The organism is Flavobacterium sp., from assembly GCF_040402955.1.
GTDB lineage: Bacteria > Bacteroidota > Bacteroidia > Flavobacteriales > Flavobacteriaceae > Flavobacterium.
This window is the reverse complement of the sequence record NZ_JBBALQ010000006.1, coordinates 103,209-123,274: the sequence shown is the minus strand read 5'-3', so window position 1 is coordinate 123,274 and position 20,066 is coordinate 103,209. Positions and strand designations below refer to the sequence as shown.

Genomic DNA, 20,066 nt, shown 5'->3' with positions numbered 1-20,066 from the left:
TTTTTAAAGACCACTAGGCAAAAAGATATAGCGAAGAGCAGGAAATAGCTGCTAAAAAAACTATACCTATATATATTGTAGGAAATATTGGATTGTATTATCTTTGCACCTCAATAAAAAATAAACCATGATTAAAGTTACTTTACCCGATGGATCGGTAAGAGAGTTTTCGCAAGGCGTAACTCCGATGGATGTTGCTAAAAATATTAGCGAAGGATTTGCTAGAAATGTGATTTCGGCTAATTATAATAACACAACGATAGAAACATCTACTCCGTTAACCACTGACGGTACGCTTACTTTATATACATGGAATGACAAGGAAGGAAAGAAAGCATTTTGGCATTCGACTTCACACGTAATGGCGCAAACGCTAGAAGAAATGTTTCCTGGAATTAAATTAACGCTTGGGCCAGCTATTGATAATGGGTTTTACTATGACGTAGATTTTGGAGACAATAAAATTACGGATGCTGATTTTAAAAAGATTGAAGACCGTGTTTTAGAAATTTCAAGAGAAAAACACGAATTTAAAATGCGTGCTGTAACTAAAGCTGAAGCACTAGATAAATATAAAGACAACGAATATAAAACAGAATTAATTTCTAATTTAGAAGACGGTACCATTACTTTTTGTGATCATGCTACGTTTACAGATTTATGTCGTGGTGGACACATTCCGAATACAGGAATAATTAAGGCTGTAAAAATAATGAGTATTGCTGGTGCGTATTGGCGTGGTGATGAAAAAAACAAACAATTAACACGTGTTTACGGAACTTCTTTTCCAAAACAAAAAGATTTGACGGACTATTTAGAATTTATAGAAGAAGCTAAAAGACGTGATCATAGAAAGTTAGGTAAAGAATTGGATTTATTCCATTTTTCGCAACGTGTTGGACAAGGCTTGCCATTATGGCTTCCAAAAGGAGCTGCTTTGCGCGATCGATTAGAGCAATTTTTAAAGAAAGCTCAAAAGAAAGCAGGATACGAACAAGTGGTTACGCCTCATATTGGACAGAAAGAATTATATGTTACTTCTGGGCATTATGCTAAATATGGTGCAGATAGTTTTCAACCGATAACGACTCCAGCTGAAGGCGAAGAGTTTTTGTTGAAACCTATGAACTGCCCGCATCACTGTGAAATATACAACTCTAGACCTTGGTCGTACAAAGATTTACCGAAACGTTATGCCGAATTTGGTACTGTTTATAGATACGAACAATCTGGAGAATTACATGGTTTGACTCGTGTAAGAGGATTTACTCAAGATGATGCACATATTTTCTGTATGCCAGATCAATTGGATGCAGAATTTAAAAACGTAATTAATTTAGTACTTTATGTATTTGGTTCATTAGGATTTGAAAACTTTACAGCGCAAGTTTCTGTTAGAGATTTAAACAATCCAGAAAAATATATAGGTAGCGTTGAAAACTGGGAAAAAGCTGAAAATGCTATTATTAGTGCTGCGAAAGACAAAGGTTTAAATTACGTTATTGAAGCTGGCGAAGCTGCATTTTATGGTCCTAAGTTAGACTTTATGGTTAAAGATGCATTAGGAAGAAGTTGGCAATTAGGAACTATACAAGTAGATTACAACTTACCAGAACGTTTTGAACTGTCTTATAAAGGTGCTGATGACAAATTACATCGACCTGTAATGATTCATAGAGCGCCGTTTGGTTCTATGGAACGATTTATAGCGATTTTATTAGAACATACTGCAGGAAATTTCCCGCTTTGGTTGATTCCAGAACAGGCAATTATATTAAGTTTAAGTGAGAAATATGAAAAATATGCAAAAAAAGTTTTAGATTTGCTAGAAATTCACGAAATTCGCGCCCTAATTGATAATAGAAACGAGACAATAGGTAAGAAAATTAGAGAAGCTGAAATGCAAAAAATGCCATTTATGCTTATTGTTGGTGAAGAAGAAGAGAAAAACGGTACCATTTCTGTACGTCGAAACGGGCAAGAAGGAAAAGGAAATATTACAGTTACAATTGAAGAATTTGCAAAAATTGTAAATGAAGAAATAAGCAAAACATTGAAACAATTTTAAAGTTTAACTAAAATTACAGAGTCATAGCAATTAGAAGAGGAAGAGGGAGTTACACTCCTAGAGTAGAAAAAGTAGCCGCACATCGTATTAACAATTTAATTAGAGGTGTAGCTGAAGTACGATTAGTAGGTGAAAATATTGAACCAGGTGTATACAAAATGACCGATGCATTGCGATTTGCAGAGGAACAAGAAGTAGACTTAGTTGAAATTTCACCAAACGCAGACCCACCTGTTTGTAAATTGATGGATTATGGAAAATTCTTGTACCAACAAAAGAAAAGGGAAAAAGAATTAAAAGCAAAATCTAGTCAGGTTGTAATTAAGGAAATTCGTTTTGGACCTCAAACTGATGAACATGATTATGAATTTAAGAAAAAAAATGCTTTAAAATTTTTACAAGAAGGTTCAAAATTAAAGGCATTTGTATTTTTTAAAGGACGTTCAATTATCTATAAAGAGCAAGGACAAATTTTATTATTACGTTTGGCTCAAGATTTAGAAGAATACGGAAAAGTAGAAAGTATGCCTGTTTTAGAAGGAAAACGTATGATTATATACATTGCTTCTAAGAAAAAAGTAAAATAAAGCTATAAGCAATATGCAATAAGCAATATGCAATCAAATGCCTAATGTTTACTGCCTAACGTTTAAAGCCATCAAGATAGTAAGTAAGAATAAATTAAATACCTAGGAAAAAATGCCTAAAATGAAAACAAAATCTAGTGCCAAGAAACGATTTAAAGTTACTGGTTCTGGAAAGATCAAAAGAAAACACGCTTTTAAGAGTCACATTTTGACAAAAAAATCTAAAAAACGTAAATTAGCTTTAACTCACTCTGGTTTAGTTCATAAGACAGATGAGAAAAGCATTAAACAACAATTAAATATTAAATAGCCCCAAGTCATTCCTACAAAAAGTAGATGATGAAAAAAGGAAAATTTATTTAATTCATTGTTTGGTTAAAACTAATTAATAACCCTGGAGTGGGCAGACTTCGACAGGCTCAGCCTGACAACAGAAGTTGAAAGTACTAATAAAGTCGCCTTACTACAAAAAACATTTAAAATTATGCCAAGAGCAGTAAATTCAGTAGCTACAAGAGCTAAAAGAAAAAGAGTATTAAAACAAGCAAAAGGATTCTTCGGAAGACGTAAAAACGTTTGGACAGTCGCTAAAAATGCGGTAGAAAAAGCAATGTGCTATGCCTACCGTGATAGAAAGCAAAAGAAAAGAAATTTCCGTGCGTTATGGATTATGCGTATTAACGCTGGTGCAAGACAATACGGAATGAGCTATTCTCAGTTTATGGGTAAAGTAAAAGCTAACAACATCGAATTGAACCGTAAAGTTCTTGCCGATTTAGCTATGAACCACTCAGAAGCATTTGCAACTATCGTAAATAAAGTGAAATAATCAACGTTTAATCATATTTATATCTTACTTATACAAAATCCCAATCGAAAGGTTGGGATTTTTTGTATCTTATCATAATGTAAATCCGTATTATTAATTGTAAATTTGCGACTTACAAGAATATATGGAAAACAATGAAACAAACCTTTCTTTTGAAGGTTTACACCCAAGAAACAAACATATTGGCAGATATGACTTTGCACAATTAATTAAAACGCATCCCGATTTAAACTTACATTTATTTTTAAATAAAGCAGGAGAAAAGTCAATTGATTTTTCAAATCCAATTGCTGTAAAAGCCTTAAATAAGGCGTTGTTAATGCATTTTTACAATTTAGAATACTGGAACATCCCTAAAACCAACTTATGCCCTCCTATTCCTGGAAGAGCCGAATACATTCATCATATTGCAGATGTATTAGCTGCTTCAAATGGCGGCGTGGTTCCAACCGGAAATGCCGTTAGAATTTTAGATATTGGCGTAGGTGCGAATTGTATTTATCCAATTATTGGAAATCATGAGTATGGTTGGACATTTGTAGGAACCGAAGTGGACAAACAATCTTTACTATCTGCAGAAACCATTTTAAGTAAAAATCCAAAACTAAATGAAAACGTAACCGTCCGATTTAATGATAACAAACGAAATGTTTTAAAATACATTTTAGAATCGGAAGAAGTTTTTGATTTTGTAATTTGTAATCCACCTTTTCATAGTTCTGCAGAAGAAGCTGCAAAAGGTTCGTTACGAAAAAATAAAAACTTAGGTCAGAAAGTAGCTGACAAACCTGTTTTAAATTTCAGTGGGCAGAATAACGAATTATGGTGCGAAGGTGGTGAATTGGCTTTTGTAACCAATATGATTTATGAAAGTGTTCACTTTAAAAGTCAATGTAAATGGTTTAGTGCCATTGTTTCTAAAAAAACAAACTTGAAACCCTTGTATAAACAAATGAAAAAAGTAGAAGTTAAGAACAGTACTACGCTTCATTTAACAAACGGAAACAAAACTACACAAATTATTTGCTGGCAGTTTTAATATATAAAAAGGGCTACCATTTTGGCAGCCCTTTTTATTATAAATTTATTACTAATCGGAAACCTTCTCCGTGTATGTTTAATATTTCTACACGGTCATCTAATTTTAGATATTTTCTTAGTTTGGCGATGTATACGTCCATACTTCTTGAAGTAAAATAATTATCATCTCTCCAAATTTTTGTTAATGCTAGTTCTCTTGGCATTAAATCATTTTCATGAAGGGCTAACATTTTTAATAATTCAGATTCTTTTGGAGATAATTTAATTGGATCTTGATTATCAAAAGTTAAAAATCGCAATTTCGAATTTAAATGAAATTTACCAATAGTGAACTCAAAAATAGTGGAATCTGGTTTTGTTTCAGATGCTTTTCTTTGAATTATGGCTTTGATTTTCATCAATAACACTTCTGAATCGAACGGTTTGTTTAAATAATCGTCGGCTCCTACTTTATAACCTTTTAAAACATCTTCTTTTAATGTTTTTGCTGTTAAAAAGATAATTGGCACTTCTGTATTTCTTTCTCTAATTTCTCGCGCTAATGTGTACCCATCTTTATATGGCATCATTACGTCTAAAATACACAAATCATAGGTGTCTTTTTTAAACTTCTCGAAACCTTCCATTCCGTTTTTAGCTAATGTAACTTCGAAATCATTTAATGATAAATAATCTCTTAAGACCGAACCAAAATTTGGGTCATCTTCTACTAACAATATTTTTTTTGCTTCCATAACTTAATTTATTAATGGCAATTTAATTATAAATGTACTTCCTTTTCCTTTTTCACTTTCAACAAAAATCTCACCATTGTGGTCTTCGATAATTTGTTTTACATAAGCCAAACCAAGCCCGTGACCTTTTACATTGTGTAAGTCACCCGTGTGTTCTCTAAAAAATTTTTCAAAAACCTTTTTTTGCACGGCTTTTGTCATTCCAATTCCGTTATCTTCTATTTTAATAACAACATAATCTTTAATATTATCCGTAAACACGTTAATTATTGGTTTTTCTACCGAATACTTCATGGCGTTATCCAAAATATTAACCAAAACATTTGTAAAATGTACATCATTTAAAAGCACAGTAGTTCTATTGGCATTAAAATGAGTATGTATTTCCCCTTCTCTATCTTCTAAAATTAAACTCACATGATCAATTGCATCTTCAATAAAATCTGTTATTTCTTGGGGTTCTTTATCAATATTTAATTCGTTTCTTTCTAATTTAGAAATTCTAAGTACGTTTTCAACTTGGGCATGCATTCGTTTGTTTTCATCCTTAATCATTTGAAGGTATTTTTGTACCTTTTCTTTATCATCAATAATTTTCGGATTCTTAATGGCATCTAAAGCTAAATTTATCGTTGCAATTGGTGTTTTAAATTCATGTGTCATGTTGTTTATGAAATCCGTTTTAATTTCAGAAATTTGTTTTTGCATGATTAACTGTTTTAAAGCACTGGTGTAGGTTACTAAAATTATAACTACGAATAACAGAGTTAAAATTGTCATCGGCAACATTGACGAGAATACAAAATTTGTTTTATTTGGAAATCTAAGTAATAATTTATAATCTGATTTACCTTCGGCATCTAATAAAATAGGTACACTACACATGGTGCATTTATCATATCTAAACTCTTCTGATTTTATTTTTGTAGCTAAACCATTTTTATATACTGCAAACTCATAAGGTGTTTTTAATTCTGATTTGTATAATTCAAAATTCAAAACATCATTTACCAATTTTGAAGAAATCCTTTTATGAATTTGTCTTTGCGAAACAATATCTCTAAACAAAAGTTCAAATTGAACTCGGTCTAAAACGCCTAATCTGCCATTTTTTTGAATAGTTACATTAGGTTTTACACCCATATTAGTTTCGCTACCTTCTAAAGAATTATCTTTATAAATTTGGGTTTTTCTTTTGGCTTGAAAATCTCTAACTTTTATAGCACTTGCGTTTTTATCAAAGAACGATCCATCAATACCAAAATCTTCAGGAATAATTGTATTAGAATAAATTAAAACTTCTTTTGTATTTGAATCTTTTTCATAGTAAAAAAGTTGTTTTAATTGGTCCTGCATAGGTTCTTTTCCAGTACTGTCTTTAAATTTTTTATAAGAGGTATAGAAATCAACCATTTCTTTATTATTTAGCTTTTCAGAAACATTACTTAAAACCACTAATGCGTGGTGTTTAAATTGATCGTCATTTTTTTGAAACGAACTGTTAATCCAGTACAGTTGGACTAGGATAATTCCTATCAAAGAAATACTCATTAAAAAAACTAATATGATAAATCTTGTTTTATTCATTACAGCAAAGTTAAGGTGGAACTAACAACAAGCGAAATAATTAACCTATAATTAACAATTATGTTAAAATTTAAATATTATTTAATTTTTTTATTAAAATATCGATAAATTCATACGTTTTCTCTAAATTTTCATTTTCAATAACATATGTCGCTAATCTAATTTTCTGTTCTTCAGGAAGTTGGTTTTGAATTATCTGTAAAATATTATCTTTTGACGTTTTATCTCTTTCCAAAACACGTTGAATTCGGGTTTCTAAAGGCGCTGTAACTAAAATAGTGGCATCACAATAATCTTGCCCATTCGTTTCAAATAAAATGGCTACTTCTTTAATTATAAAAGGAGCATCTTTATTTTTTTTCAACCAATTTTCAAAATCAAGAGTTACTTTGGGATGAATAATTGAGTTGAGTTGAGCTAATTTATTTTTGTCCTTAAACACCAATTCACGAATAAATTCTCTATTTAGTTGACTGTTATCTAAAATTACGTTTTCTGAAAAAAGTGCTTGAACCTGTTGAATAACTGCTTTAGTATTCATTATTTCTTTTGCAGCTTCATCGGCAATATAAACAGGAATTCCTTTTGAAGCAAAATACTTTGCAACAGTGGTTTTTCCGGATCCAATTCCGCCAGTAAGTCCAATTATTTTTGTCATTTTATTTCTTAAAAAATAGTTTTGGAAAGGCTATTTCAGGTTGTTGTTTTAAAATATGAATTTTAAGATATGAAAGTAAAAATCCTTTTCCATATCCATAAAACTGAATTACGCTTGCTACCAAACTATATAAAGCGATTTCAATAGATTTATTTTGAAATAACGAAGAAAAAAACAACAGTATAAAATAAAAAACATACACATAAAAAAAGTAAGGAAAGTTGAAAATTACAAGTAAAGCAGAAAACAAAAATCCTACTAAAAACAAAGTTGGAAACCAAAATGTAATTTTAGTAAATTCTGGATACCAAGAGTTTAATATTGGTCTTGCTAAACCGAATTTATTTACTTGCGTATAAAATTTATTCCAATCTATTCTTCGTTTATGATATACAAAAGCTTTGGAAATTAATTTTGTTTTGTACCCTAATTTCCATAATCGAATAGACAAATCAGGATCTTCACCTGGATGTATATTACCGAAACCTTTTGATGCTTCAAATGCTTTTTTTGATAAGCCCATATTAAAACTTCTGGGCTGAAATTTATCAAGTTTTTCACTTCCGCCTCTAATGCCACCAGTAGTTAGGAAAGAAGTCATGGTGAAATTTATAGCTTTCTGTATATTTGAAAAAGAATCCAATGCCGCATCTGGGCCACCAAAACAATCCACAAAATCTCTTTTTAATTCTTCATCAACAATTTGTAAGTAATTGGGTGGAATAATACAATCTGAGTCTAAAATGATAAAATAATCACCTTTAGCCATTTTCATTCCATAATTTCTAGAATCTCCTGGACCTGAATTGGGTTTAAAATAATAACTAACATTTAAAGCTACATATTTTTGAATTACATGTTCACAAGTAATTGTAGAACCATCTTCAATAATTACTATTTCATAATTAGCCGAATAGGTTTGTTTCGATAAACTTTCTAAAAGTTCATCAATTTCATCAGGCCTATTAAAAATAGGTATAATTAAAGAAAATAGCATGGTTATTTTTTATAAAAACAAAGATATATATAAAAACAAAAAAGTCCCGATAAATCGGGACTTTTAAGTAAAAAATTATATTTAAATAATTATTCTTTAATCACTTTAATAGAGTGTACTATATCATCAACAGTTACATTAACAATATAAACTCCGGCATTTAAAGCAGACATATCAACTTGTACATCATTTGTAGTTGCTTTTGCATTTACAACTTCTTGACCTAATACGTTAATTACTTTTACATTACTAATAGCTGTTTTGTATGATAAATTCAATACATCTTTTACAGGATTTGGATACGCTACAAAGTTTGAAGTATCAAATGAATTTGAACCTAACGTTGTATCTACTGTGAAATCAAGTGTTACACCATATGCGCCACTGTAACATGGAGCTGGTGGAACTTGACCAGAATCTGCAGTTCCAATTCTCATTCTGTGTGCTCCTGTAGGTGCCGTTAATGGCATTAAGAAAGAAGCATCAACTGTATTTGGATTTATAGCAGTACAAGCAATACCTGTTTTTACTAATTCACCTGCATCATTGAAATCAAAATCATTATTGAAGTCAATCCAGATATTAATGTCATAATCATATCCAGTTGCAAAAGTAAGTTGAACGTTAGTATTTGTACCTGGTTCAACTGCCACAGCTGTAGCTGAATTGTTAGCATACATTACATCAGCAATAACAAACGGAGTTGTGCCAACTGTTGCATTTGTAATTCCTGTTCCATCATTAGAAGTTGGAACTGAAGCACAATAACATCCTGTAGCTACTGTAGTAAATGATTGTATAGCACAACCAGTAGCAGAACCTGCTCCACTGAATGGAACCACTTTCCAGAAATACTGAGTATTTACATTTCCTGAGAAAGAATAATTGGTAGCACTTACAGACACCGCATTAGCAATATCTGTTCCACCTGATGTAGTTCCAATAGTTACATAATAACCTGTAGCATCTTGTGTTGCAGACCAAGATAATTGATTAGCAAAGTTACCACAAGTTGCATTTGGTGTTGCAGTTAAACCTGTTGCACAAGACGGAATAATATTTGGTGTTACTTTTAATTCAAAATCATCGAAAGAAGCATACCATGGTCCAAAACTTGCTTCATTTACACGTACTGCAAAATAGTACACACCAGAAGTTGTTGGCGCAAATGAACGTGTAATTTTAGTATATGGCTGAGCTATATATGAAGATCCCGTTCCTGGAATAGGATACGAAGCTCCTAATTGAGTAGCTCCTGTTGAATTTTGATTTGAATTTACAAAGTAATCAACAACCCAAGTAGTACCATTATCTCCTTGAATAAATGAAGAGAAATCATAAGATGTACCAGCAGTTAATTGGAAACCAGGTGTCCACATAAATTCATTAGTTGCACCATAAGCATCTCTAATAAAATTAGTTCCCGTGTTAGAAGTACTCCAAGTATCATTTGTATTTCTTGAAGCCCAATCACCGTTTTGTTTAAACCAACAACTAGGGAAATCAGTAGAACTCACCGTAGTTAATCCTTCAAAACCTTCCATCCAAGGTAAAGTTGTAATAGCAGAACATTGTGTAGTGAATGTTTGAACTGACCACACACTAAATGAACCTGAACCACAATTTGCTCTTACATATAAAAAGTAAGGTGTTTGAGGTGTTAAACCTGTTAATGCTACAAAAGCTGTTGTAACTGCTGTACCCACACCTGTTGGTGGTGTAGCAGATGTTGAAACAACATATTGGTAACCAGCTGTAGCACCTGACATTACATCCCAAGATGAAGCTGCACCAGTAGCCGTTACACTAGAAACCACAACATTTGTTGGTTGAGGACATGAAGGTGATAAACGAATTTCGAAATTATCAAAACTAAAATCAATATCTGAAGAACCATCTGCAGTACCTTCAACTGCTCTATAGGCAAAACGAACCGTTTGACCACTGTAGGCATCTAAATCAATAATATTAGGAACACCTGCTGGAGATGGTACGTTAGTATTATTATATGTATACAAAGTAGTCCAGTTTGTTAATCCTGATGTAGAAGTACTAATTAATACTTCTACAAAATCATCTGCTTCCCAATTGGTTACAGCTGTAGTAGCGGCATAATTTGCTGCGGCTGCATCAAATTTTAATTCCCAACCAGTTGCAGGAATTGTAAATTGCGGAGATACAATCCAGTCATTAGCTGAGGCAACAAATAAGTTATACTTAACAGCACCTGTGGTTCCGTTATTTCCTAAACCATCTTCATACCAACTATTTGTTCCAAATGTTGCTGGTCCAGTAGTTAAGTTACCATTATCTCCTCTTAACCAACAAACTGATGGCAATACGATGTTAAATGGCTCCACATGAGGCAATGTAGTAATTGGCGCACATGCCGTTGTGAAAGTAATTGGACCAAACCAAGGACTTGCATCTGTAGTAGAACAAATGGCTCTTACAAAAACATAGTACTGAATTGATGGAAGCAATCCTGTAGTAACTTGCGCAAAAGTTGCAGTTACTGCAGTTCCTGCTGCTGTTGGAGGTGTATTTGTTGTAGAAATTACATACTGATACCCTAATGCTGGTACTGTAGCCGGAGCATCCCACGAAATATCTACCGAAGAAGACGTTACGTTAGCACTTACTAAAGCAGATGGATCTGGACAAGTAGGAATTGCTTCCCAAACAAAATCATCAAAATATAATGTACCTGCAACTGTTCCATTGTGTTTCATTGCAGGGAAATCTGAATACGTTCCAGCTGGTGGTGCATAGACAAAATCAGCAAAAACATTTGATGCCGGAGTAAATGAAGATAATGATACGAATGTCGAAACATCATTTGCATCTGTTAAATAACCAAATTCCACTGTTGAAAATATAGTTGTAGAACTTGAACGAAGTTTAAATTTCAAACGATGTGTTCCTGCTCCTAAATTTGAAACCGGTTGCATACGCATTGTTGGTGCACCTGTAGTTGAACCATAGAAATAAAGCACGTTTGGTGCCGATGGCGTAGGTGTGGTAGTTGAAGTATAACAAGAACCTGCAGTACCTAATTTTATCCAACATGCTGGCATACCTGAAGGTAACGACGAAGCTGTAACACCATCAAAATTTTGAGAAAACGCTGTTACGTTAGCACATAAAGTCGTAAAAGTAACTGGACCAGCCCATGGACTAGCCTGTGTTGTAGAACAGATAGAACGTACAAATACATATTGTGCTGCATTTGGCGTTAAACCAGTTAAAGAAGCAAATGTATTTGTAGTTGCAGTTCCTGCTACTGTAGGAACTGTATTTGTTGTAGAAACAAAATATTCATATCCTACTGCCGGAGCTGTAGCTGGAGCATCCCATGAAATTATTGCAGTTGAAGCGCCTACTTGAGCAAATACAATTGCAGATGGGTCTGAACATAAAGGAACTGGTTCCCAAGCAAAATCATCTAAATATAATGTACCTGAAACAGATCCTGTATGTCTAATAGCCGGATAATCAGAATAGGTTCCAGCTGGTGGTGCATATACAAATTCAGCAAAAACATCATTTGTTGGAGTAATTGAAGTTAATGCTACAAATGTAGTTGCGTCATAAGGATTCGTTAAATAACCTACTTCTACAGCTGGTAAAATTGTAGTAGAACTAGAACGCATTTTAAACTTCATACGATGTGTTCCTGCTCCTAAATTAGAAACCGGTTGCATACGCATTGTTGGTGCAGAAGTAGTTGAACCATAGAAATAAACTACGTTTGGTGCAGAAGGCGTTGGTGTAGTAGTTGAAGTATAACAAGAACCTAATGCTCCTACTTTTTCCCAACAAGAAGGCATCGCTGAAGAAGCTTGACCATCAAAATTTTGTGTAAATGCGGTTACATTAGCACATAATGTTTTAAATGTAATAGGTCCAGACCAAGTACTAACATCTGAAGTAGCACAATTAGAACGTACCCATACATAATATGTAGTGTTTCCAGTAAGTGCTGATAAACCAGTTGTAACTATACCTGCAGCAACAGAACCTGTTGGAGTAACTGTACTTAATGGATCAGTACTTGAAGTACTTACATAATAATCGTATCCATTAGCTGGTGTAGAAGTTGAAGCTGCCCATGAAAGTGTAGCTGTATTAGCTGCAACATTCGTAGCTATCATACTACTCCATAGAGGTGCTTCACAAGTTGGTATTGCCTCGATTTTATAGTTATCATATGCTACATAAAAATCTCCAGCAATCCAGTTAGAAGTAACTTTTATTCTAATTGACTGACCTGTATACGCTGCTAAATTTAAAGCGTAGGTTTGCCATCCTGCTATACCGTTATTTGGCTCTGTGACTACATCTGTAAACGTAGTACCATTATTTGTAGAAACAGCAATAATCATGTTAAAACTACTGGCAACAGTAGTCCCGTAAGGAGATGAATAATCATTCGCTTTGTAATTAAAAACAAATCTGTGATTAGCAGGTACTGGTGCAAAAATTGGTGTAACAAAATTTCCAGTTGAAGTTGATGTTCCTGAAAATAAATTTTTATAAATATAATTACTTGCTAAAGCAGGATTAATTTGAACTAAAGTATTATTTATAGTAAAACCTGTACTTGCCCAGTTAGCCGGTACAGTAGTAGTAGCAAATCCCTCAGACCATGGAATAGCCACAAGAGGTATTGTTGTTACTGTACTAGCATTTGAAACTGAAGTGGCATTAAAGTAATAACTAAATGGTGTAGCCGAACCACATCTTAAGTATTGAATTACTTTTACATAATATTGCGTATTTGGTAGTAAACCAGTTACAGTAACTGAAGCACCTGTATTATCATATACAATTTGTTGTCCTGTTCCTGCGTAAGCAGTAGCAGCTGTAAATGCTGCAGCTGATCCATTAACTGGATCAACAATTGGTGCATCACTAACATACACCACACGTCTGTTTCCATCCGAGTTGGTCCAGTTAGCAGTAAATCCTAATTGAGTAATATTTGTATAGTTTAACACTGTGGCTTGTCCTACTGGAGCAGCCGCTGGATTAACTGTTACTACATTTGAATAAGAAAATAAGGTACTACCTGTACAGGTAATTTTACATCTGTAGTACACGGTTGCTGTTCCTGCAAACAATGGCGCCGCATAAACCATAGTGGTAGCAGAAGTACCTGTAGCATTTGCCCAATTTGTATTATCTGCTGACGTTTCCCATTGAAAAGTTAACCCTGTAAAACCTTCACTGTTTCCAGTTAAAGTTAATGCTGTAGGTGTAGTACTTGCACATAAATTTTGAACCGCAGGTGTAACTGTACCCGCAACTGGCGCACCTGTACAAACTACTGGTGGTGTATAAGTGTATACCAAACCATTAGTAGGCATACCTGGGGTAGCTACTGAAGTGTTGTATGCCTGTGTTGAACTATTTGCCGTACCGTTAGTTGATGCCGTAAATAATTGAGTTGATGAATTAAGTCTTGTTTTAAAATCAGTTACTGCTGCCCCTCTTAAACCAATCTGAGCAGTTCCAGAAATAGCCGTAGAACCTATTGCGTATCCATTAGATCCATACACCATTTTAATTTGGTTGGTAGTTTCCGCCAAACGAATTTGGAAATTCATAAATGGAATTTCAAAAATACTAGTAGAACTATTTGGTCTCCAATTTTTATATTGAATTACCAATTCTCTGTTGGGAGCTGTACCTACCACTTCATACCTTACTTCTCCTGTAATTAAACTAGTCACAAAAGGACCAGAGGTGTTTGCACCCCAGGCAGAAATAGCTCCTGCGTAAGTTGTTGTAGTAGAAATTGGTGTAGTTGTTGTTCCTAGCGGTGCTGTAGCACCGAAAGTAATGAACCCATTACTACTTACATTACATCCTGTGTAGTCAATTCCATTAAAATTGAAGTTAAAAGGAATAGTAGCGGTTGCTAAATTCCAAATCTGCGAATCAAAAGTTGAAGTAGCAGTTGAAGTACCTAAAATTGTACCTCCAGTGATTTCCGAGTAAGTTTGATTGCTTTGAGCAAAGCTGTACAAATTTACTTGGGCCTGGATTTGCAAACACGTGAAGAGTGCTAAAAGCCAGAAAGTAATTTTTTTCATAATTAAGTTATTTTAGTTTGTATTACAAATAAAAGAAAATTAAATTGATTATTACATAGCAATTTATTAACAATCCGATAAACTGTAAAAAAAATCGTTAAAATGCTTATTTTGTTTAAAATCATTTGTTTTTAACAAATTAGCATTAAAAAGTAATATTTATAAAATAAAAAAAGTCCCGATAAATCGGGACTTTTAAGTAAAAAATTATATTTAAATAATTATTCTTTAATCACTTTAATAGAGTGTACTATATCATCAACAGTTACATTAACAATATAAACTCCGGCATTTAAAGCAGACATATCAACTTGTACATCATTTGTAGTTGCTTTTGCATTTACAACTTCTTGACCTAATACGTTAATTACTTTTACATTACTAATAGCTGTTTTGTATGATAAATTCAATACATCTTTTACAGGATTTGGATACGCTACAAAGTTTGAAGTATCAAATGAATTTGAACCTAACGTTGTATCTACAGTGAAATCAAGTGTTACACCATATGCACCACTGTAACATGGAGCTGGTGGAACTTGACCGTCATCTGCAGTTCCAATTCTCATTCTGTGTACTCCTGTAGGTGCCGTTAATGGCATTAAGAATGAAGCATCAACAGTATTTGGATTTACATTAGTACAAGCTATACCTGTTTTAACTAATTCACCCGCATCATTGAAATCGAAATCATTATTGAAGTCAATCCAGATATTAATATCATATGTATAACCTGTTGCAAAAACAAGTTGCACATTAGTATTTGTACCTGGTTCAACCGCCACAGCAGTTGCTGTATTGTTAACATACATTACATCAGCAATAACAAACGGAGATGTACCAACAGTTGCATTAGTAATACCAGAACCATCATTAGATGTTGGTACTGAAGGACAATAACATCCTGTAGCTACTGTTGTAAATGATTGTATAGCACAACCAGTTGCAGATCCAGCTCCACTAAATGGAACCACTTTCCAGAAATACTGCGTATTAATAGTTCCTAAGAAAGAATAATTGTTTGCACTAACTGAAACCGCATTAGCAATATCAGTTCCACCTGAAGTAGTTCCAATAGTTACATAATAACCTGTAGCATCAGTAACTGGTGCCCAAGACAATTGATTTGCGAAGTTACCACAAGTAGTATTTGGCGTTGCTTGTAATCCAGTAGCACAAGCTGGGATAACGTTTGGTGTTACTTTTAATTCAACATAATCAAATGCTACATAATTTGGAGCAAAATTTGGTTGATTTACTCTAAATGCAAAATAATACACTCCAGAAGTAGTTGGAACAAAAGTACGTGTAATTTTAGCATATGGTTGAATGGCTAAAGTACCTGTTCCAGGAACATTATAAGTAGCTCCTAATTGAGTAGCGCCTGTAGAAATTTGACTAGAATTTACAAAATAATCTACAACCCATCCAGAACCACCATCACCTTGAATCCAAGAAGAAAAATCATAAGAAGTTCCTGCAGTTAATTGAAAACCTGGCGACCACATGAATTCATTTGTTGCAGACCATGCATCTCTTAAATATTTTGTACCCGAGTGTGCCGTGTTATCAAAAGTAGCATCTGAAGTTGTGTAATCTCCATTTTCTTCAGACCAACACGGCGGAAAAGCCGGTGTAGTCACAGATTCAAAACCTTCCGTCCAAGGTAAAGCTGTAACAGGCACACAAGCAGTTAAGAATGAAACTGGACCAACCCATGGACTAGCATCTGAAGTTGAACAAATTGATCTAACAAATATGTAATATGCCGTTTGTGGCGTTAAACCCGACACTGAAACATATATATTTGTCACTGCAGTTCCAGCTGTTGTTGGTAATGTAGCAGATGTAGAAATTACATATTGATAACCATTTGCCGGAGCACTAGTAGGTGCTGTCCATGAAACATCTACTCCAGTAGAAGTAATGTTTGCATATACTAAGGCTGTTGGTTCCGCACAAGACGGAATTGGCTCCCAAACCACATCATCAATCAACAAACTATTTGTTGGATTTCCGGTATGTCTGAATGCTGGATAGTCTGAGTACGTTCCAACAGGAGGTGAAAATGACATATTCTCATAGGTCAATGTTGCAGCAGTCATCGTAGTTAATGGCACAAATGTAGTTGCATCCATTGGATTCGTTAAGTAACCGAATTCAATTATACCACCAGTTGACCAGCTACCTCTAATTTTTAATTTTAATCTATGTGTTCCAGCTCCTAAATTAGAAACAGGCTGCATTTTAACTACTGCCAAGTCTGTAGTTGACCAAGATGCCATATACAAAACATTTGGTGTAGAATTAGCATTGAAATTATCTAAATAGGCAGAGCCACCTGTACCCAATTTTCCCCAACATATTGGGAAGCCAGGTAAAGTTACTGCATCAAAATTTTGAACAAAACTAGTAACTGAAGCACAAGCTGTGGTAAAATTTATTGAAGTAGACCAAGGACTGAATGCACCTGATCCACAATTTGCTCTTACAAATATATAATAGGTTGTAGCTGGTGTTAAGCCAGATAAAACTGCAAAAGTATTAGTTGTTGCAGTACCTGCTGCAGGAGGTAATGTATTTGTTGTAGAAGCAAAATACTCATACCCTGCTGAAGGCACTGGAGAAGTTGGATCCCAAGAAATTGAAGCACCTGTAGAGGTAATCGAAGCTGATACTAATGCTAATGGTTCAATACAAGATGGCGTTAAACGAATTTGTAAATTATCTACGGAAAATTCAAAATCAGCAGTTCCATTTGTGGTTCCTTCAACAACTCTATATGCAAATCTAACTGTTTGACCAGAGTAAGCATCTAAATCTATAATATTAACAGAACCAGTATTTGAAGGAACATTTGAGGCATTAAAAGTTGACAAAACAGTCCAGTTTGTTGTACCTATTGAACTAACTAAGACTTCCACTGAATCATCTGATTCCCAATCTGTAACTGCTGTAGTAGCACCATAATTTGCAGCTGCAGCGTCAAATTTTAATTCATAACCAGTAGCTGGTATTGTAAATTGAGGAGAAATAATCCAATCATTTGCATTTGCTTGCCATATGTTATAAACAAAAGATCCTGTGGAACCTACATTTGCAAATCCATCTTCGTAGAAATTATTTGAACCAAATGTTGCAGGTCCTGCTGTAATGTCTCCATTATCGCCTTTCATCCAACATGCATTTGGTAAAAAAACATCAAATGGTTCAACACTAGGATATGTGGTGATTGCTCCACAAGTAGTAAACGAACTTTCAGTACATCCTGTAGCTTGCCCATTTGCATTATAAGGAAAAACCTTTACGTAATGAGTAGTTCCGGCGGAAAGTGCACCTAAATTATAACTAGTCACATTTCCAACATCAAACATATTTAAAACATTAGTCCCTCCAGATGTGGTACCAACACTTAATTTGTAACCACTAGGAATACCAGGAGCTACATTCCAAGATACTGTTGAACTTGAAATATTTGTAGCGCCACTAACTGGTGTTGATAAAACAGTACAAGAAGGTGGTAATGCTGTAACCTGTGTAGCAGAAAAGTTATCTAAATAAATATCGTAGTCTCCTGAAACCCAAGTAAACAAAAATCTTATTTTAATATCAGATCCACTTGGTAAACTTGCTGCAGGAATCACATTTGAAAAAGTAGCACATGTATTTGCAACTACATGATTTGTATCATTAATTGTAAAAAAAGTAGTCCATGCTACGCCATTGTTAATTGAATATTGAACTTGAATATTACCCCAACCAGAGGCAGTAGCAGCAGTTGAATTCCAATCTTCAATTTTGTAATCAAAAGAAACTGTTAAATTAGTTCCGTTGGAACCCGCTACTTGATTAGGAGAAACTATTTCACCTGTAGCACTTGAAGAATACAAATTGTCTATATACGAATTTACAGAACACGATTCAGTTCCTGTTACATATCCAAAACCTATACTAGTCCATCCAGTAGGAAGATTTGTTGAAGAATTAAAATTTTCAACAACATTAACTTGAGCAGTCATTTGCCAACATGTAAATAAGGCAAATAACCAAAGTGTAATTTTTTTCATATTAATATGATTTAGGTTAATTAATTAAGTAAATAAACAAAAAAAAAATGATTTGCATAAACATTTGTTAAATAGTCGATTAAAAGATAAAAAATACCGGTGAAAAACAAAAAAATCCCGACGAATCGAGATTTTTTATCATTAAATTGATGTTTTTTTATTTGATACTAGGTACAAAAACCATTTCTGATGTTTCTGCCTGATAATCTACACCTTCAAAACCGAAGCCAAATAAACTATCAAAATCTTTTTTATAACCTGCTAAATCACCAATTTCTGATAAATTTTCAGTTGTGGCCACTTTCCATAATTTAGCAACTTGTTCTTGCACGTCACTGCGCATTTCCCAATCGTCAATTCTAATTCTTCCTTTTTCATCTGTTGAAATGGCGTTTCCACTATATAATCTTTCTGAATACAAACGTTGCATTTGCTCAATACAACCTTCGTGAATACCTTCTGCTTTCATGGTTTTATACAATAATGAAATGTATAATGGAATTACTGGTATAGCTGAACTTGCCTGTGTTACCAATGCTTTATTTACAGAAACGTATGCTTTACAATTTACACTTTCCAATTGTTTTGTTATTTCAAAAGCAGTAGCTTCTAAATGATCTTTTGCACGACCAATTGTTCCTTTTCTATATACCGCTTCAGTAACTTCTGGTCCGATATAAGAATACGCTAACGTCATGGCGTCATTTGCTAAAACGCCTGCGTCTTTCAAAGCATTCATCCACATTGACCAATCTTCACCACCCATAACCACAACTGTATTATCAATATCCTCTTGATTTGCTGGTTCGATAGAAACTTCTGAAACATTTCCAGTATGAAAATCAACGGTTTTGTTTGAGAATTTTCCACCAATTGGTTTTAAAGTAGAACGGTGTAAAACCCCAGTAACAGGATGCATACGAACTGGTGAAGCCAAACTATATATAACCAAATCTACTTGACCTAAATCTTTTTTAATAATATCAATCGTTTGCTGTTTTACTTCATTTGAAAAAGCATCACCATTTATGCTTTTTGCATATAATCCCGCTTTTTCTGCTTCCATTTCAAAAGAAGCCGAATTATAATATCCTGGAGTAGCTGTTTTTCCTTCACTTGGTTCTTTTTCAAAAAACACACCAATAGTAGCAGCATCACAACCGAATGCACTAGTAATTCTTGACGCCAAACCAAAACCTGTTGAAGCACCAATTACTAAAACTTTTTTTGCACCCTCAATTTTTCCTTTTGATTTTAAATAGTCAATTTGATTTTTTACATTTTTTACACAACCGTCTGGATGAGCTGTTAAACATATAAATCCACGCATTCTTGGTTCGATAATCATAATTTTATATTTTTATTATTGTTGTATTTATAAACTTGATACAAAAGTATAC

At 33.7% G+C, this 20,066-nt stretch carries 12 protein-coding genes; 5 read left to right on the top strand and 7 right to left on the bottom strand.

Annotation, left to right across the window (positions count from 1 at the left end):
* Window positions 1–127: 127 nt before the first annotated feature.
* From thrS to rlmF, 5 genes are all read left to right on the top strand, one after another.
* Entirely contained in the window at window positions 128–2,068 is a 1,941-nt protein-coding gene (gene thrS / locus ABWP78_RS05040) for a threonine--tRNA ligase (protein WP_353169690.1), read from the top strand.
* Window positions 2,069–2,154: 86 nt separating this feature from the next.
* Window positions 2,155–2,655, top strand: coding sequence for a translation initiation factor IF-3 (infC, locus tag ABWP78_RS05035; protein ID WP_353169692.1), 501 nt, complete (start codon window positions 2,155–2,157; stop codon window positions 2,653–2,655).
* A 112-nt stretch (window positions 2,656–2,767) separates the two neighbouring features.
* Complete coding sequence (gene rpmI, locus ABWP78_RS05030) at window positions 2,768–2,965, top strand: 50S ribosomal protein L35 (protein ID WP_353169689.1); 198 nt, start codon at window positions 2,768–2,770, stop codon at window positions 2,963–2,965.
* A 174-nt stretch (window positions 2,966–3,139) separates the two neighbouring features.
* Entirely contained in the window at window positions 3,140–3,484 is a 345-nt protein-coding gene (gene rplT, locus ABWP78_RS05025) for a 50S ribosomal protein L20 (RefSeq protein ID WP_353169688.1), read from the top strand.
* 124 nt (window positions 3,485–3,608) lie between these two features.
* A complete protein-coding gene (gene rlmF, locus ABWP78_RS05020) occupies window positions 3,609–4,523 on the top strand; it encodes a 23S rRNA (adenine(1618)-N(6))-methyltransferase RlmF (protein ID WP_353169687.1) in 915 nt (304 codons plus the stop codon).
* Between the two features lie 37 nt (window positions 4,524–4,560).
* On the opposite strand, the gene ABWP78_RS05015 is transcribed toward rlmF, so the two are convergent.
* From ABWP78_RS05015 to fabV, 7 genes are all read right to left on the bottom strand, one after another.
* Window positions 4,561–5,259, bottom strand: a complete 699-nt coding sequence (locus tag ABWP78_RS05015) for a response regulator transcription factor (protein ID WP_353169686.1) — start codon at window positions 5,257–5,259, stop codon at window positions 4,561–4,563.
* Between the two features lie 3 nt (window positions 5,260–5,262).
* Window positions 5,263–6,846 (bottom strand): sensor histidine kinase, encoded by a 1,584-nt coding sequence (locus ABWP78_RS05010; RefSeq protein ID WP_353169685.1) that lies wholly within the window; start codon window positions 6,844–6,846, stop codon window positions 5,263–5,265.
* A gap of 70 nt (window positions 6,847–6,916) precedes the next feature.
* A complete protein-coding gene (gene coaE / locus ABWP78_RS05005) occupies window positions 6,917–7,504 on the bottom strand; it encodes a dephospho-CoA kinase (RefSeq protein ID WP_353169684.1) in 588 nt (195 codons plus the stop codon).
* Between the two features lies 1 nt (window position 7,505).
* On the bottom strand, window positions 7,506–8,501 hold the full coding sequence (locus ABWP78_RS05000; protein ID WP_353169683.1) for a glycosyltransferase family 2 protein: 996 nt from the start codon (window positions 8,499–8,501) through the stop codon (window positions 7,506–7,508).
* Between the two features lie 89 nt (window positions 8,502–8,590).
* On the bottom strand, window positions 8,591–14,599 hold the full coding sequence (locus ABWP78_RS04995; protein WP_353169682.1) for an NIDO-like domain-containing protein: 6,009 nt from the start codon (window positions 14,597–14,599) through the stop codon (window positions 8,591–8,593).
* 221 nt (window positions 14,600–14,820) lie between these two features.
* The gene (locus ABWP78_RS04990) at window positions 14,821–18,666 is read right to left on the bottom strand and encodes a fibronectin type III domain-containing protein (protein WP_353169681.1); all 3,846 of its coding nucleotides are present in this window, start codon (window positions 18,664–18,666) and stop codon (window positions 14,821–14,823) included.
* 157 nt (window positions 18,667–18,823) lie between these two features.
* A complete protein-coding gene (fabV, locus tag ABWP78_RS04985) occupies window positions 18,824–20,014 on the bottom strand; it encodes an enoyl-ACP reductase FabV (protein ID WP_353169680.1) in 1,191 nt (396 codons plus the stop codon).
* Window positions 20,015–20,066: the final 52 nt, after the last annotated feature.

Excerpts from the sequence above, each read along its gene's own strand:
- thrS (WP_353169690.1), top strand. The coding sequence starts at position 128 with ATGATTAAAGTTACTTTACCCGATGGATCGGTAAGAGAGTTTTCGCAA.
- rpmI (WP_353169689.1), top strand. The coding sequence starts at position 2,768 with ATGCCTAAAATGAAAACAAAATCTAGTGCCAAGAAACGATTTAAAGTT.
- rplT (WP_353169688.1), top strand. The coding sequence starts at position 3,140 with ATGCCAAGAGCAGTAAATTCAGTAGCTACAAGAGCTAAAAGAAAAAGA.
- rlmF (WP_353169687.1), top strand. The coding sequence starts at position 3,609 with ATGGAAAACAATGAAACAAACCTTTCTTTTGAAGGTTTACACCCAAGA.
- ABWP78_RS05015 (WP_353169686.1), bottom strand. The coding sequence starts at position 5,259 with ATGGAAGCAAAAAAAATATTGTTAGTAGAAGATGACCCAAATTTTGGT.
- ABWP78_RS05010 (WP_353169685.1), bottom strand. The coding sequence starts at position 6,846 with ATGAATAAAACAAGATTTATCATATTAGTTTTTTTAATGAGTATTTCT.
- coaE (WP_353169684.1), bottom strand. The coding sequence starts at position 7,504 with ATGACAAAAATAATTGGACTTACTGGCGGAATTGGATCCGGAAAAACC.
- ABWP78_RS05000 (WP_353169683.1), bottom strand. The coding sequence starts at position 8,501 with ATGCTATTTTCTTTAATTATACCTATTTTTAATAGGCCTGATGAAATT.
- ABWP78_RS04995 (WP_353169682.1), bottom strand. The coding sequence starts at position 14,599 with ATGAAAAAAATTACTTTCTGGCTTTTAGCACTCTTCACGTGTTTGCAA.
- ABWP78_RS04990 (WP_353169681.1), bottom strand. The coding sequence starts at position 18,666 with ATGAAAAAAATTACACTTTGGTTATTTGCCTTATTTACATGTTGGCAA.
- fabV (WP_353169680.1), bottom strand. The coding sequence starts at position 20,014 with ATGATTATCGAACCAAGAATGCGTGGATTTATATGTTTAACAGCTCAT.